This is a genomic window from Rhodococcus sp. FW305-130 (assembly GCF_058788335.1).
In genome coordinates, this window is the sequence record NZ_JBYTAP010000006.1 from 214,026 (window position 1) to 228,757 (window position 14,732).

The 14,732-nt window shown below is 62.4% G+C and carries 15 protein-coding genes; 6 read left to right on the forward strand and 9 right to left on the reverse strand.

What is annotated here, in order from left to right:
* The first annotated feature begins 26 nt into the window (after positions 1-26).
* From gap to tpiA, 3 genes are read left to right on the forward strand one after another with little or no spacing between them, the layout of a single operon-like run.
* On the forward strand, positions 27-1,046 hold the full coding sequence (gene gap / locus AC3WQS_RS20220; protein WP_003944851.1) for a type I glyceraldehyde-3-phosphate dehydrogenase: 1,020 nt from the start codon (positions 27-29) through the stop codon (positions 1,044-1,046).
* A 17-nt stretch (positions 1,047-1,063) separates the two neighbouring features.
* Positions 1,064-2,275, forward strand: a complete 1,212-nt coding sequence (locus AC3WQS_RS20225; protein ID WP_019748389.1) for a phosphoglycerate kinase — start codon at positions 1,064-1,066, stop codon at positions 2,273-2,275.
* A 6-nt stretch (positions 2,276-2,281) separates the two neighbouring features.
* Complete coding sequence (gene tpiA, locus AC3WQS_RS20230) at positions 2,282-3,067, forward strand: triose-phosphate isomerase (protein WP_492712367.1); 786 nt, start codon at positions 2,282-2,284, stop codon at positions 3,065-3,067.
* A gap of 110 nt (positions 3,068-3,177) precedes the next feature.
* Here the strand turns inward: tpiA and AC3WQS_RS20235 are convergent, their stop codons facing one another.
* Positions 3,178-3,993 (reverse strand): tyrosine-protein phosphatase, encoded by an 816-nt coding sequence (locus AC3WQS_RS20235; RefSeq protein WP_492712369.1) that lies wholly within the window; start codon positions 3,991-3,993, stop codon positions 3,178-3,180.
* 210 nt (positions 3,994-4,203) lie between these two features.
* Here AC3WQS_RS20235 and secG point away from each other — a divergent pair, with 210 nt between their 5' ends.
* The 3 genes from secG to AC3WQS_RS20250 all read left to right on the forward strand — a co-directional run bounded on the left by secG (position 4,204) and on the right by AC3WQS_RS20250 (position 8,205).
* Positions 4,204-4,437, forward strand: coding sequence for a preprotein translocase subunit SecG (secG, locus tag AC3WQS_RS20240; RefSeq protein ID WP_003944946.1), 234 nt, complete (start codon positions 4,204-4,206; stop codon positions 4,435-4,437).
* Between the two features lie 103 nt (positions 4,438-4,540).
* The gene (gene ppc, locus AC3WQS_RS20245) at positions 4,541-7,315 is read left to right on the forward strand and encodes a phosphoenolpyruvate carboxylase (RefSeq protein ID WP_029538096.1); all 2,775 of its coding nucleotides are present in this window, start codon (positions 4,541-4,543) and stop codon (positions 7,313-7,315) included.
* A 104-nt stretch (positions 7,316-7,419) separates the two neighbouring features.
* Complete coding sequence (locus tag AC3WQS_RS20250) at positions 7,420-8,205, forward strand: oxidoreductase (protein ID WP_060938549.1); 786 nt, start codon at positions 7,420-7,422, stop codon at positions 8,203-8,205.
* On the opposite strand, the gene AC3WQS_RS20255 is transcribed toward AC3WQS_RS20250, so the two are convergent.
* From AC3WQS_RS20255 to zwf, 8 genes are all read right to left on the reverse strand, one after another.
* Positions 8,192-8,704 (reverse strand): hypothetical protein, encoded by a 513-nt coding sequence (locus AC3WQS_RS20255; protein ID WP_400820984.1) that lies wholly within the window; start codon positions 8,702-8,704, stop codon positions 8,192-8,194. The two genes, AC3WQS_RS20250 and AC3WQS_RS20255, sit on opposite strands and share 14 nt — an antisense overlap.
* A gap of 121 nt (positions 8,705-8,825) precedes the next feature.
* Positions 8,826-9,146 (reverse strand): TfoX/Sxy family protein, encoded by a 321-nt coding sequence (locus AC3WQS_RS20260; protein ID WP_019748395.1) that lies wholly within the window; start codon positions 9,144-9,146, stop codon positions 8,826-8,828.
* A gap of 27 nt (positions 9,147-9,173) precedes the next feature.
* Positions 9,174-9,896, reverse strand: coding sequence for an AAA family ATPase (locus tag AC3WQS_RS20265; protein WP_445387791.1), 723 nt, complete (start codon positions 9,894-9,896; stop codon positions 9,174-9,176).
* A 32-nt stretch (positions 9,897-9,928) separates the two neighbouring features.
* Positions 9,929-10,273, reverse strand: coding sequence for an iron chaperone (locus AC3WQS_RS20270; protein ID WP_445387792.1), 345 nt, complete (start codon positions 10,271-10,273; stop codon positions 9,929-9,931).
* A 26-nt stretch (positions 10,274-10,299) separates the two neighbouring features.
* Positions 10,300-11,220, reverse strand: coding sequence for an SDR family oxidoreductase (locus tag AC3WQS_RS20275; RefSeq protein ID WP_269577222.1), 921 nt, complete (start codon positions 11,218-11,220; stop codon positions 10,300-10,302).
* Positions 11,221-11,546: 326 nt separating this feature from the next.
* Entirely contained in the window at positions 11,547-12,284 is a 738-nt protein-coding gene (gene pgl, locus AC3WQS_RS20280) for a 6-phosphogluconolactonase (RefSeq protein ID WP_029255340.1), read from the reverse strand.
* Complete coding sequence (gene opcA, locus AC3WQS_RS20285) at positions 12,277-13,185, reverse strand: glucose-6-phosphate dehydrogenase assembly protein OpcA (protein WP_019748400.1); 909 nt, start codon at positions 13,183-13,185, stop codon at positions 12,277-12,279. Before opcA ends, pgl begins: the two co-directional genes overlap by 8 nt.
* Positions 13,185-14,729 (reverse strand): glucose-6-phosphate dehydrogenase, encoded by a 1,545-nt coding sequence (gene zwf / locus AC3WQS_RS20290; RefSeq protein ID WP_020907722.1) that lies wholly within the window; start codon positions 14,727-14,729, stop codon positions 13,185-13,187. Before zwf ends, opcA begins: the two co-directional genes overlap by 1 nt.
* Between the last annotated feature and the right edge of the window lie 3 nt (positions 14,730-14,732).

Here is a 14,732-nt window from a genome sequence, read left to right on the forward strand (position 1 = left end):
CAGAATCATGGTCAAAGGAGCGAATTGTGACTGTCCGGGTTGGCGTAAACGGTTTCGGCCGTATCGGACGTAACTTCTTCAGGGCGGTGGATGCGCAGAAGGCGCTCGGAACCACCGATATCGAGATCGTGGCAGTCAACGACCTGACTGACAACGCGACGCTCGCTCACCTGCTGAAGTACGACTCCATCCTCGGCCGTTTGCCGTACGACGTGTCGCTCGACGGTGACGACACGATCGTCGTCGGCGATCAGCGCATCAAGGCCCTCGCACACCGCGGCCCGTTGAACGAGCTTCCCTGGGGCGAGCTGGGCGTCGACGTCGTCGTCGAGTCCACCGGCATCTTCACCGACGCCGCAAAGGCCAAGGGACACCTCGAAGCCGGCGCCAAGAAGGTCATCATCTCGGCTCCGGCCAAGGGTGAAGACATCACCATCGTGATGGGCGTCAACGACGACAAGTACGACGGCAGCCAGAACATCATCTCCAACGCGTCGTGCACCACCAACTGCCTCGGCCCCATCGCCAAGGTTCTCGACGACGAGTTCGGCATCGTCAAGGGTCTGATGACCACGATCCACGCGTACACCCAGGATCAGAACCTGCAGGACGCTCCGCACGCAGACCTCCGTCGCGCCCGCGCAGCTGCCCTCAACATCGTTCCCACCGGCACCGGTGCAGCCAAGGCAATCGGCCTGGTTCTCCCGCAGCTGCTCGGCAAGCTCGACGGCTACGCACTGCGCGTGCCGATCCCCACAGGCTCGGTCACCGACCTCACCGCGAACCTGAAGAAGTCGGCTACCGCCGACGAGATCAACGCCGCGATGAAGGCCGCTGCCGAAGGACCCCTCAAGGGCATCCTGAAGTACACCGACGCACCGATCGTCTCCTCGGACATCGTCACCGACCCGCACTCGTCGATCTTCGACTCGGGTCTGACGAAGGTCATCGACGACCAGGTCAAGATCGTTTCCTGGTACGACAACGAGTGGGGCTACTCCAACCGCCTCGCCGACCTCATCGGCCTCGTCGCCAAGTCTCTCTGAGCGGAGTTTCGATAACAGTGGCAGTTCAGACGCTGAAGGATCTGCTGGACGCTGGGGTCGAGGGGCGCACCGTACTGGTGCGTTCCGACCTCAACGTCCCGTTGGATGGCGGAGAAATCACGGACCCGGGCCGCATCGTCGCGTCCGCTCCCACCCTGCGGGCACTTGCCGAGGGTGGAGCGAAGGTCATCGTGACCGCGCACCTCGGGCGCCCCGACGGTCAGCCCGATCCCAAGTTCTCCCTCGCACCGGTTGCCGCGAAGTTGGCCGAAATCCTCGGTCGCAACGTGCAACTCGCCGGTGACGTCGTGGGACAGGACGCGCTGGCTCGTTCCGAAGGACTCACCGATGGTGACGTCCTGATGCTCGAGAACATCCGTTTCGACCCTCGCGAGACCAGCAAGGACGAAGCCGAGCGGGTCAAGCTCGCCAAGGCTCTCGTCGAGCTGGTCGGTGACGACGGCGCATTCGTCTCCGACGGATTCGGTGTTGTTCACCGTAAGCAGGCGTCGGTCTTCGACGTCGCGAAGCTGCTCCCGCATTACGCCGGTTACCTGGTCGGCGCCGAGGTCGAGGTGCTCGCCAAGCTCACGCAGGACGCTGCGCGTCCGTACGCGGTGGTGCTCGGTGGCTCCAAGGTCTCGGACAAGCTGGCCGTCATCGAGGCACTGGCACCGAAGGTCGACACTCTGGTGATCGGCGGCGGAATGTTCTACACGTTCCTCGCGGCTCAGGGTGTCTCCGTGGGCAATTCGCTGTGCGAAGAGTCCATGATCGAGACCTGCAAGGGTCTCCTCGACCGGTACGCCGACGTCATCCACATCCCTCAGGATGTTGTCGTCGCGGACTCCTTCTCGGCCGATGCCGAGTCGAAGATCGTTCCGTTCGACAAGATTCCCGACGGCTGGATGGGACTGGACATCGGACCGGAGTCGGTCAAGCGCTTTGCCGCGATCCTGACCGGCGCCAAGACGGTGTTCTGGAACGGCCCGATGGGCGTGTTCGAGTTCCCGAAGTTCGAGGCAGGCACCCGCGGTGTCGCCGAGGCAATCGTGGAGGCAACCGAGAAGGGCGCCTTCAGCGTCGTCGGCGGCGGCGACTCCGCAGCAGCCGTTCGTCAGCTCGGTATCCCGGACGAGGGCTTCTCGCACATTTCCACCGGTGGTGGCGCTTCCCTCGAGTACCTCGAGGGCAAAGAGCTGCCTGGCATCGCAGTACTGGAAGGCTGATCCGACATGGCACGTAAGCCGTTGATCGCCGGCAACTGGAAGATGAATCTGAACCACCTCGAGGCTATCGCCCTGGTGCAGAAGATCGCTTTCTCCTTGCCTGCGAAGTACTTCGACAAAGTGGACGTCACGGTCATCCCGCCGTTCACCGACATCCGTAGCGTCCAGACGCTGATCGAGGGCGACAAGCTCCTCCTCACGTACGGCGCGCAGGATGTCTCGGCGCAGGACTCGGGTGCGTTCACGGGCGAGATCAGCGGCTCCATGCTGGCCAAGCTCGGATGCACCTTCGTCGTGGTCGGCCACTCGGAGCGTCGCACCCTTCACGGTGAGACCAACGAGACCGTCCTCGCCAAGACCAAGGCCGCTCTCAAGAACGGCCTCACGCCGATCGTGTGCATCGGTGAAGGCCTCGAGATCCGCGAAGCGGGCGATCACGTTGCCTACAACGTCGACCAGCTCAAGGGTTCATTGGCGGGCCTGAGCGCGGAGGAGATCTCCAAGATCGTCATCGCGTACGAACCTGTTTGGGCCATCGGCACCGGCCGGGTCGCTTCTGCCGCCGATGCACAGGAAGTGTGCGCTGCGGTACGAGCAACAGTTGCCGAACTTGCCGACGCCGAGGTCGCAGCCGGCGTTCGCGTTCTGTACGGCGGCAGCGTCAGCTCCAAGAACGTCGGAGAGATCGTCGGCCAGACCGACGTCGACGGCGCTCTGGTCGGCGGCGCGTCGCTCAAGTCTGACGAGTTCGCGACACTGTCTGCGATCGCTGCAGGCGGTCCACTCCCGTGATGTGATCGGGTAGTGAGCTGGAAACTGCAGGACACTGTCACTGCATGACACTGAACTGCGGGCGTGTGACCGAGTAGGTCACACGCCCGCAGTTTTTTGATTCGCCGGATTCAGCTCACGAGTTTGGTTTCCAAAGCGCCGACGAGTTCGGGAGCAAGGTCCAACCCGGTGGTCAGATAGTTCTCGACGGTCCCGTAGTGGTGCTCCACCTGCTCGAAGGCAGCGCCCAGGTAACTTGCGTCGACGGACAGCAGCAACCGGATCACCTCGCCCTTGTCTGCATCTGTGGCGGCGGCGATCGTTGCGACCGTCGCATCGATGTACTCGGCCGAGTACGTATTCGTGAGCAGGTAGTCCGCCATGATCGTTTCGCGCGGTACACCGGCGAGTGTTTGCAGTAGTGCTGCTGCCCAGCCTGTTCGGTCCTTGCCTGCCGTGCAGTGGAAGAGTTGCGGCCCGGCGGTAGTGGCCAGGGCGGCGAACAACTGCGAGAATCCGTTGCGAGTGACCGGGTCTGCGACAAAGCTGCGATTGATGTTCTGCATGAAAGCTGTTGCAGCGTCCGCTGTTCGGAGAGCCATCGCTTCGGCGTGGATGTTGCCGGACAGGATGGGAATGTGGGCGTACATAGCCGGCGTAGGCACGGTGTCGGGAGTTTCGTTCGCTTCGGTTTCGGAGCGCACGTCGTAGACGGCGGTCAGCCCCAGCGATTCCACGATCGCAAGATCCTCAGGCGAGGGCGTCAGCACGTTTGCGCGGTAGAAAACTCCGCGACTCATCGCCTGTCCGCTGGTCGTGACGTACCCGGGGCCGGCCACGTCGCGGAAGTTGTGAATCGAAGCAAGACGTGGTGTGTCAGGCAAGGGTATGTCGGGCAGGGCAGTGTCGGGCAGGGCAGTGTCGGGCAGGGCAGTGTCGGAAAGCATGGAGCCGGCCTTTCGGAGGTAGAGTCGCGTCAACTTGAAAAACTACTGAATCGGTATCTCGACAGTGTGATCGATGCCACTGACCAAGAGTCGTGCCTGGCCGGGTGCAAAGTCATGTGCGAGGCGGGTATGTGGTCAGGCTATCTGTGCGCGCCTGTATGGTGTTATCGGTTGTAGTTGTCCCTATTGGATTGGTGGACGTAGACAGACATGAAACTGTTCCTGGATATCCTGCTGGTCATCACCAGCTTGCTCCTCATCGCCTTGGTGCTCCTGCACCGCGGTAAGGGCGGCGGTTTGTCGAGTCTGTTCGGTGGCGGTGTCCAGTCCAGCCTGTCCGGATCGACTGTTGTCGAGAAGAACCTCGACCGGTTGACGGTCTTCACCGCGTTGATCTGGCTCATTTCGATCGTCGGCATCGGCCTGGAGATCAAGTTCGCCTGATTCTCGGCTCATGACTTGCAGCCGGTAGTTTTTCACACACGAATTTAAGACACGGAACCCCGCCTATCGAGCGGGGTTCTTTGTTTCGGTCGATAATTGAGTGATGACTGAAACCGCGTCGCATCGAGAAACACCGCGAGAGGCCACCGAGCCGCTGCGCGAAGACATCCGGCTTCTCGGCGGAATACTCGGACAAATAGTGCGAGAGCAAGCCGGCGACAATGTTTTCGATCTGGTCGAGCGAGCTCGTGTCGAGTCGTTCCGAGTCCGTCGGTCGGAGATCGACCGCGCCGAACTGGTGTCGCTGTTCGCCGAAATCAGTACGGACGACGCCATTCCCGTCATTCGTGCGTTCAGTCACTTCGCGCTGCTCGCCAACCTGGCCGAGGACATCCACCGCGAGCGTCGACGGGCCATCCACGTCAACGCGGGTGAACCGCCCCGCGACAGCACTCTCGCCGCCACGTACACCAAACTCGATGCAGCCGATATCGATTCGGCTACCGTCGAAGAAGCGCTGCGGGGCGCCCTGGTCTCACCCGTCATCACCGCTCACCCGACGGAGACTCGACGCCGCACGGTGTTCGAGACGCAGAGTCGGATCACCGAGTTGATGCGATACCGCGAGCGCACGGCGCTGAGCGTCGCAGAAACCGCTGATGTCGATCTGCAATTGCGCCGTCAGATTCTGACCCTGTGGCAGACGGCTCTGATCCGGCTCAGCCGCCTCCGTATCCAGGATGAAATCGAGGTAGGCCTGCGCTACTACGACGCGGCGTTGTTCGAGGTGATTCCGAAGATCAATGCCGAGGTCCGCAAAGCTCTGCGCACGCGTTGGCCGGACGCCGGGCTCCTGCCGGAACCGATCCTGAGGCCGGGTTCGTGGATTGGCGGTGACCGGGACGGCAATCCGTACGTGACCGGCGAAATCGTCCAGCGCGCCACGTCGCGCGCTGCGGCGACTGCTCTCGAGCATCATCTCGAGGAACTCGAACATCTCGAGCGTGAACTGTCGATGTCGGCGCGGCTGGTGTCCGTCACGCCCGAACTCGATCTGCTGGCGTCTACCTCCGGCGACGATTCTGCATTCCGGGCCGACGAGCCGTACCGTCGCGCGATTCGCGGCATCCGCGGGCGATTGAGCGCAACCGCACTGACGGTGCTGGGGGAGTTGCCCGCCCACGGCTCCGACGACGGACTCGAGGCGTACACCGACCCGGCACAGCTGCAGCGGGATCTCGGAATCATCGACACCTCGTTGCGTCGTTTCGGCGACGAGACCATCGCCGACGATCGACTCGATCGGCTCCGAGAAGCGGTGGAGGTGTTCGGCTTTCACCTGTCCGGTCTGGACATGCGGCAGAACTCCGAGGTACACGAAAGCGTCGTCGCAGAACTTCTGGCGTGGGCCGGAGTTCACCCGGACTACACGTCCTTGCCGGAAGCCGATCGAGTCGAACTGCTGTCGGCCGAGTTGACGACGCGGCGACCACTGACTTCGCCGGACGCCGAGTTCAGCGAATTGACCACCAAGGAACTGGCCATCATGGCTGCCGGCGCCAAGGCAGTGCGGGTTCTCGGAGCGGGCGCAGTACCCAACTACATCATCAGCATGTGTACCTCGGTCAGCGACATGCTCGAAGCTGCGGTGCTGCTCAAAGAGGTTGGGGTGCTCGATCCGGGCGTCGGTAGCGAGCCCTCCTGCCCGATCGGAATCGTCCCGTTGTTCGAGACGATCGAGGATCTGCAGGGCGGCGCCGACACATTGCTGGCGACGCTCGACATCCCGATCTATCGTGCGATCGTCCGTTCTCGCGGTGACAGTCAGGAAGTGATGCTCGGGTACTCCGACTCGAACAAGGACGGCGGGTACTTGGCCGCCAACTGGGCGCTGTACCGTGCCGAACTCGACCTCGTCGATGCCGCGCGTAAGAGCGGAATCAGGTTGAGGCTCTTCCACGGCCGCGGCGGAACCGTCGGACGTGGCGGCGGACCGAGCTACGAAGCGATTCTCGCGCAGCCCCCCGGCGCAGTCGCTGGTTCTCTGCGAATCACCGAGCAGGGTGAGGTGATTGCGGCCAAGTACGCCGAACCGCGTCTGGCGCATCGCAACCTCGAAACACTCATCGCCGCGACTATCGAGTCGACGTTGCTCGACGTCGAAGGTCTTGGCAGCGACGCAGATGCGGCCTACGCGGTGTTGGACGAGTTGGCTGCACTCGCCCGCACCGCGTACAGCGAATTGGTGCACGACACACCAGGATTCGTGCAGTACTTCGAAGCGTCGACACCGGTCGCCGAGATCGGAGCACTCAATATCGGCTCTCGTCCGGCCTCTCGCAAGCAGACCAAGGCGATTTCCGATCTGCGTGCCATTCCTTGGGTGCTCTCGTGGAGTCAGTCTCGCGTGATGCTTCCGGGTTGGTACGGAACCGGCGCCGCGTTCGAAAGATGGATAGACGGAGACGACACTCGCCTTGCCACGTTGACGGCCCTGTACGAGAAGTGGCCGTTCTTCCGAACCGTGCTCTCGAACATGGCCATGGTGATGTCGAAGTCTGATCTCGGTTTGGCGGCCCGCTACGCGGACCTCGTGCCCGACGCCGAACTGCGCGATCGAGTCTTCGGAATGATCACCGACGAGCACGAACGCACAATTCGCATGTACAAGGCAATCACAGGCAACGAGAACCTCTTTGCCGACAACTCGGGCCTCGAGCGTTCGGTTCACAACCGGTTCCCGTACCTCGAACCACTCAACCATCTACAGGTCGAGCTGATCCGTCGGTACCGTTCCGGCGACGAGAGCGATCAGGTGCGTCGGGGTATCCAGCTGACGATGAACGGCCTGGCCACTGCGCTTCGTAACAGTGGCTAGGTAACAGCGGCTGGTTCTGCAGGTTTACCAGGGTGTGCGTGCGGCGACTCTAGAGTTGTCGCACGCACACCCAACGCTGCGCACCGGACCGAACGGGGACCGCAGTGGATCTGCAATTGGACGGACGAACTGCCGTGGTTACCGGCGCGGGAAAAGGTATCGGGTTGGCGATCACTCGGGCCTTGGTGGCCGAGGGAGTCCACGTCGTCGCGGGCTCGCGGACGCTCTCGCCGGAACTCGAATCGCTGCAGTCCGGCGGCGCCGTCACCTTTGTCGGCGTCGACCTCGCGAGTGTCGAAGGATCTACCCGACTGCTCGAGGTTGCAGCAGCGAGGGGCGGCGTCGACATCTTGGTCAACAACGTCGGCGCCGTCACTCCGAGAACGAGCGGCTTCGCGGCTATCACGGACGAAGAGTGGGCGTCGTCGTTCAGTCTGACGTTCTTGTCGGCTGTACGCACTGTTCGCGCTGCGCTGCCGGAGTTGATCCGCCGAGGTGGCGGGAGCATCGTGACGATCAGTTCGGTCAACGCATTCTTGCCTGACCCCACGGTGATCGACTACAGCGCCGCCAAAGCGGCGTTGACCAACTTCTCGAAGTCGTTGTCGAAAGAACTGGGCGGGAAGGGGATCCGCGTCAATACCGTCAGCCCTGGTCCGGTGCAGACGGAGTTGTGGCTCGGCAAGCACGGAGTGGCCTCGACGCTGGCGAAGGCGAATGGTTCAGCCGCCGACGATATCGTCGAAAGTGCGGCCGCCGGCGCCGAGACGGGCCGCTTCACCTTTCCCGAAGAGGTAGCGGACCTGGTGTTGTTCCTCGCCAGCGATCGCGCGGGGAACGTGACGGGCGCGGATTTCGTGATCGACGGCGGTCTGATCAAGACCTTGTGATCATTGCTGCCTGAAACCTGATCATGTGCGCGACGGTCGACGACGTGATGCACAGGATCACTGCGGACGCGATGACCACCCACAGTCCCCACCCGATGGACGGTCCGGCGGTGTGCCCTGCGACCTCAGTACTACGTCGCACAATGGACGCGGCGTTTCCGACGGCAACGATCAAGACGGCGATTCCCACCAGCGGTCCCGTGCAGTGATTCTTCATCTCGGGCGTGACGTCCCGAACCATGAGGGTGATCAGCGCGGTTACCGCGCCCAGAGCGAGGACGAGTGTGATCACTCCGCATTCGTCGATACCACTGTGGTCGAGGGCGGAGGACGACGTCCACGGGCCGAGGCTTCCGGCGACGATCCCGGCGCACGCCCACAGCGATCCGATGAGGCTAGGTCCGAAACGGTCGGGCATGAGGGAGGGAATCGTGCGGGTCGACGGCGGCTGAAACCCGAAGGCGCGTTGGTGATCCGGCTGATTGGGTGTGAACGTCACGCGACGGACCACCTTTCCTCCGCGCCGTCGTGGCGCCCAATCCAATGCTTTTTCGGAGTCTAGGGCCGCCCACTTCACTTTTTGCCGAATCGAGCGAAATTGATCGAACCGGCAGTACCAGTCAGTGCACGAAGTCCAGAGCTTCCTTGATCCACGCATTGAACTCGACGTTCGAACTCGTCCCGGTTCGGTCGACGACGATCCATCCCTTGCTCATCGGCTTACCCCGCATCTCGGGCCAACTTGCACCCTTGTGCGTCAGGAGTTCGTCAACTCGATCGGGGTCACACCGAACCATGATGTTGCCGTGTGAGTTCGCACTGGCGGCCAGCTTCCCGTTCACCATGAAGCTCAGCCCACCGAACATCTTTACTTCTTCGACGTCGCTCTCGCCCGAGAGCGCATCGCGGATACGCTCAGCCAGCGCCTTGTCGTATGCCATGGAGGCCTCCTGGGGTGGAGTTCCAGGTTAGATCAGGTGGCGCAGGTACGTCTGCGGGTCGTGAAGGAACCGCTGCCAGTTCGAGACCAGATCGAGGTCCTCCCAGCTCGCGGCTCGGATTCCCCATTCGCCGATCTCGAGCAGATTGGCGTTCGGCAGGGCCGCGATGATCGGCGAGTGCGTCGCGATCACCGCCTGCGCGCCGGATTCCACCAGCTCACCGAGCAGTGCGACCAGCGTCAAGGTCCCTTGGAAGGAGAGTGCGGCATCGGGTTCGTCGATGAGATAGAAGCCGCCGTCGGAGGTCCTCGACGACAAGATCTCGAGCAGCGCCTCACCGTGGGAGAGGTGATGGTAAAGCGGTTCAGGTCGCGTGGGATTGGGGTTGTCCTCCAAATACGTGTACAACCCGTGCAAGGTTTCGTCTCGGAGGTAGTACGCCCACTTCGATGCGCCGGGGCTCCGCTCGACCACAAGGTCGAGGCCGCTCGGTTCACTCGATCTGGTCTGATGTCGCGTATTGGTAGACCCGCCTTCGGCATTGAGACCGAGAACGGCGGCAAGAATTTCGATGACGGTCGACTTCCCCGCTCCGTTTTCGCCGACCAGAATGGTGACACCCGGTGGAAGTTCAAGACCGTCCTGAACGATCTGCGCAACCGCGGGTACCGTCATCGGCCAGCTGCCTACGTCAGCGCCCGACGATGTCCCGGCCTTGATGCGTCGGATGGGTTGTCTCTGCACGGCCATACGCTCTCACAAGGCTCCGACGGGAACTGAGGTTAGTGGCGATGCGCGAGCAATTCGACGATTCGAGCCACGAGATCGAGGGGGATCGGTTTGTTCAGCGGGAACTTCACGGTTGATTTCGCAGCCCGGTACGGGGCGACGGACTTCTCGAATTCTGCGTCACCTGCCGGGAGTGGGTACATCGAGATGTGGTGTTTCCAGCCTGCGAAGTGAACCAGGTTCTTCCCATTCACCGTCATGGTCGGCATCTGATAGCTGATGGTTTCATCGAGGCCGGGAACAGTGCTGTGGATCGTCTCGCGGATGCTACCGAGGGATCGCTGCACGTCGGTGGGAAACGACGCGATGTAATCGTCGATCGTCGCGAATTCGGCCATGAAACGGATCTTAATCACTGTCGGATTCAGTTGGCTCGCCAAAAATCGGGGCGGCTGCCGTCGGTGTCGGTGAACCCGTATTCCGTTCCGAGTTCGCCTGAACTGACCGATCGCTGATTCCATCGCTTCCGATTCGAATCGGCGGCGAGGGCGGCGATCGCACGTCCTGTGAATCTTGGTGACTCGGAGCGGGCAAAATCCGGAGGTGCAGTCGGCCCATCCCGCTCCGGCGACAAAGCGTCACGCCAATTCGATTCGCCGACACCAAAATTGTCGAGCATCATCTCCGATCGCAGGAACCCCGGAGTGATGGCGACGGCAGTACAGCCGAACGGGGCAAGTTCGTGGCCTTGCGAAAATGCAAGCCTGTTCACGGACACCTTCGCCAGGTCGTAGAACACCGAGATGCGATAGTTCGATGCGTTGTATTCGGTAGTGCCGTCGGTTATTTCGGCGACCAGTCCGCCTGGCCGATCGATCATCAGCGGCAGGAGGTGGTGCGACGTGGTGATGTGGGTGTCGATCGCCAGGCGCAGAATGTGAAAGCCCTTGTCCAGATCGTGTTCCCATACCGGCGTGTTCCACTCTGCCGGCCCGCCCTTGAGCAGTTCCGCGCCCCAGATGTCATTGACCAAGATGTCGATATGTTGATAGTCGGCGCGCAAGCGTTCGGCGAGATCAGCCACTTGCGTGCTCTTGAGATGATCGACGGCAATCGGCACGCCGACGCCGCCCAGTTCGGTGACAAGCTCTGCCGTCTCCTCGATGGTTTCGCCGCGCGGATAGTCCGACTGAAGTATTCCGGCAGATGTGCTCCGGCCAGTGCAGATGACGGTTGCACCGGCCTCACCCAGGGCTGCGGCGATTCCGCGTCCGGCGCCCCTCGTCGCCCCGGCAACAACAGCCACTCGCCCGCGAAGTGCATCCGGATTCGGTGTCCACGACATTGTTCGATTGTTCTCGCCTGGATTGATTCGTTCAAGAGTGAAAGCGATCTACGGAACCGAACCCTACTTCGCGGCGTCCAAGGTAGTAATCGCTCGAAAGAACGAGACAGGGGGAGAGATGAATCGTTGTGCAGGGCAGAGTGCCCGTTGGAGACAAGGGATCTCGGGATTGAGTTCCGTTCCGTCAAAAGGAAATTCGCATCGGATCCGGACTCGGCGGGTAGTCATGACTCGCCACTGTGAAAATGTCCTCGATGTACCACCGGGCCGGGAATCGCCTGAAGACGATTCCCGGCCCGGTGTGAAATCAGATCCGTGAAATCAGATCAGAGCTGCGAGGCAGCGTCCGTATCGAGGAACCAACGCGTCGCCACCAAACCGGTGGCGCCGGCGGACGGCCAGTCCTCGGACGAAGCACCTCCGACAGCTTTGGCAACGGCCTCGGCCTTTGCAGCACCCGAGACGAGCAGCCAGACCTCTTTGGCACGCCGAACAGCAGGCAACGTCAGGGTGATCCGTACCGGTGGCGGCTTGGGGGAGTCCGTCACCGCGACAACGAAACGAGCTTCCTCGCGAACGGCGTCGGTATGCGGGAACAACGAGTTGACGTGTCCTTCTCCACCCATGCCGAGCAGGTGCACGTCGAACGTCGGAACCTGATTGCCGTGTGCCTGAGCGCCCAGCAGTTGTTCGTACGCCGTCGCCGCCCCGTGCGGATCACCGTCGTAGATACCGTCGGAGGCGGCCATCGCATGCACCCTGTCGGGATCGACCGGCACGTGATCGAGAAGCGCCTCACGAGCCTGGACTTCGTTCCGCTCGGGATCGCCGGACGGCAGGAACCGCTCGTCGCCCCAGTACAGATCGATCTGCGACCAGTCGATGTCGCCGGGAGCGTCACGCAACTTCTCGAGAAGTGCGATCCCGGTTCCGCCACCCGTCAGCACGATGGATGCGAACCCGCGAGCCTTCTGGGCATCAACGATCGTCGTGACCAGGCGTGCGGCAGCGGCATCGACCAGTTGGCCGGCGTCGGAAAACTTCTCTACGACAACATCACTCATAGGTCACCTTCTCCAATCCAGCCAGCGCTTCTTCGTAGATCTCGTCCGGATCGAGCCGACGCAATTCCTCGGCGAGGCAATCGCGCGTCTCTCGACGACCGAGCGAGACCAGCGAGTCGGGCTGACCGGTGCGGATCAGGGTTGCGGTCGTACCCTCCTGCGGGCGGCTGATGGAGATGCTGCGAGTCTCCAGCTTCAGCTCGACGGTGAGCTCACCCGTACGTCGGATGACCGGACCGTCGATCTTGGCTGCCAACCAACCGGCGAGAATATCCAGTGCCGGTTCGGTTTTGAGACCGGAGACCACCGCTGAGGTGATCTTCTCGTGCGGCGGCTGATCGAGAGCCGACGCGAGCAGTGCGCGCCAGTAGGTGACGCGACTCCAGGCGAGATCGGTGTCACCGGCGGTGTACGACGCGAGTCGTCCCTTGATGGTGGCAGTCGGATCCGGGGCGCCGGTGGCGTCGGTGATACGACGGATCGCAAGCTTTCCGACGGGGTCCTTCGCCGGAATCTCGGGTGCCTCGAGGGGCCACCACGCGACTACCGGTGTGTCGGGGAGCAGGAACGGGATGACGACGCTGCTCTCGTGGTCCGCCAGGGGACCGTAGAGGCGCAGCACCACGACCTCAGAGGCGCCGGCATCCCCACCGACGCGGATCTGAGCATCGAGCCGAGGCTCGCTCTGCTCGTCGCCACGCAGAAGCACGATGACGCGGCAGGGGTGCTCGCGGCTTGCTTCGTTGGCGGCCTCGATTGCGGCCTCGGCGTTCCCGGTGTCCCTGGTGCAGACGACAAGCGTCAGCACACGTCCCAAGGTGACAGCGCCGCCGGTCTTACGTACCTCGACCAGTTTCTTGCTGACCTGGACCGTGGTGGTGGAGGGCAAATCGAGAATCACTAGGGTCGCCTCCATTCGCGTCCGGTGCGTTGCATCATTTCGTCCGCAGACGGTGGTCCCCACGTTCCAGCCTCGTAGGGTTCCGGCTTGCCGCCGGCTGCCCAGTGTTCGAGGACGGGATCGAGGATTTCCCAAGACAATTCGACTTCGGCATTGACGGGGAAGAGAGACGGCTCGCCGAGCAACACGTCGAGGATGAGTCGCTCGTACGCCTCCGGTGACGACTCGGTGAAAGCCTGACCGTACGAGAAGTCCATGTTGACGTCACGGACTTCCATGCTCGATCCGGGAACCTTCGAGCCGAACCGCATGGTGACGCCCTCGTCAGGCTGCACGCGGATCACGAGTGCGTTCTGGCCGAGATCTTCGGTCATGGTCTTGTCGAACGGCAGGTGTGGTGCGCGCTTGAAGACCACCGCGATCTCGGTGACGCGGCGGCCGAGACGCTTGCCCGTGCGCAGGTAGAACGGCACGCCCGCCCAGCGACGGGTGTCGACCTCGAGGGTGATGGCCGCAAAGGTCTCCGTTGTGGAGTCCGCTGCGAAGCCCTCTTCTTCGAGGAGTCCGACCACCGGCAACCCGCCCTGCCAACCACCTTCGTATTGTCCGCGGGCAGTGGTCTCGTCGAGTGGTTCGGCCAGACGCGTTGCCGAAAGAACCTTGATCTTCTCCGCCTGCAGATTGAGCGGTTCGAAGCTGATGGGTTCTTCCATCGCCGTGAACGCGAGCAATTGGAGCAGGTGGTTCTGGATCACGTCACGGGCCGCGCCGATGCCGTCGTAGTACCCGGCACGGCCACCGAGGCCGATGTCCTCGGCCATCGTGATCTGGACGTGGTCGACGTAGTGCGCGTTCCAGATCGGATCGAACAACTGGTTCGCGAACCGCAGAGCCAGGATGTTCTGGACCGTTTCCTTGCCGAGGTAGTGGTCGATACGGAAGACCGTGTCCTCGGGGAACACCTTGTTGACGACGGCGTTCAGTTCGCGAGCGCTCTCGAGGTCGTGACCGAACGGCTTCTCGATGACAACTCGTCGCCACTGACCGTCCTCGGCCTGCGCGAGGCCTGACGCCGACAGTTGCTCGAGCACCTGAGGAAACGCGTTGGGCGGAATCGCAAGGTAGAACCCGTGATTGCCGCCGATACCACGTTCGTTGTCGAGGGTGGCCAACGTCTCGGACAGGTTCTGGAAGGCCTCGGCCTCGTCGAAACTGCCCTCCACGAACCGGATACCTTCGGCGAGCCTCTCCCAGACGTCCTGACGGAACTTGGTGCGAGCACCGTCCTTGACTGCTTCGAGGACGACGTTCGCGAAGTCCTCGTCCGTCCATTCACGCCGGGCGAACCCGACCAGAGCGAATCCGGGCGGCAACAGTCCACGGTTGGCGAGGTCGTAGATGGCTGGCATGAGCTTGCGCCTGGCGAGGTCGCCGGTAACACCGAAGATCACCAGGGCACAGGGCCCCGCAATGTGCGGAAGCCGTTTGTCGGTGCTGTCCCGAAGGGGATTCACCCAATCTGATGCCGCCGCGGAATCGCTCACAGG

Bases quoted from the DNA above. Each gene is read 5' to 3' on its own strand.
- tpiA (WP_492712367.1), top strand. From the start codon at position 2,282: ATGGCACGTAAGCCGTTGATCGCCGGCAACTGGAAGATGAATCTGAAC.
- AC3WQS_RS20265 (WP_445387791.1), bottom strand. From the start codon at position 9,896: ATGGCCGTGCAGAGACAACCCATCCGACGCATCAAGGCCGGGACATCG.
- AC3WQS_RS20235 (WP_492712369.1), bottom strand. From the start codon at position 3,993: ATGCTTTCCGACACTGCCCTGCCCGACACTGCCCTGCCCGACACTGCC.
- secG (WP_003944946.1), top strand. From the start codon at position 4,204: ATGAAACTGTTCCTGGATATCCTGCTGGTCATCACCAGCTTGCTCCTC.
- AC3WQS_RS20260 (WP_019748395.1), bottom strand. From the start codon at position 9,146: ATGGCATACGACAAGGCGCTGGCTGAGCGTATCCGCGATGCGCTCTCG.
- pgl (WP_029255340.1), bottom strand. From the start codon at position 12,284: ATGAGTGATGTTGTCGTAGAGAAGTTTTCCGACGCCGGCCAACTGGTC.
- AC3WQS_RS20270 (WP_445387792.1), bottom strand. From the start codon at position 10,273: ATGGCCGAATTCGCGACGATCGACGATTACATCGCGTCGTTTCCCACC.
- AC3WQS_RS20275 (WP_269577222.1), bottom strand. From the start codon at position 11,220: ATGTCGTGGACACCGAATCCGGATGCACTTCGCGGGCGAGTGGCTGTT.
- ppc (WP_029538096.1), top strand. From the start codon at position 4,541: ATGACTGAAACCGCGTCGCATCGAGAAACACCGCGAGAGGCCACCGAG.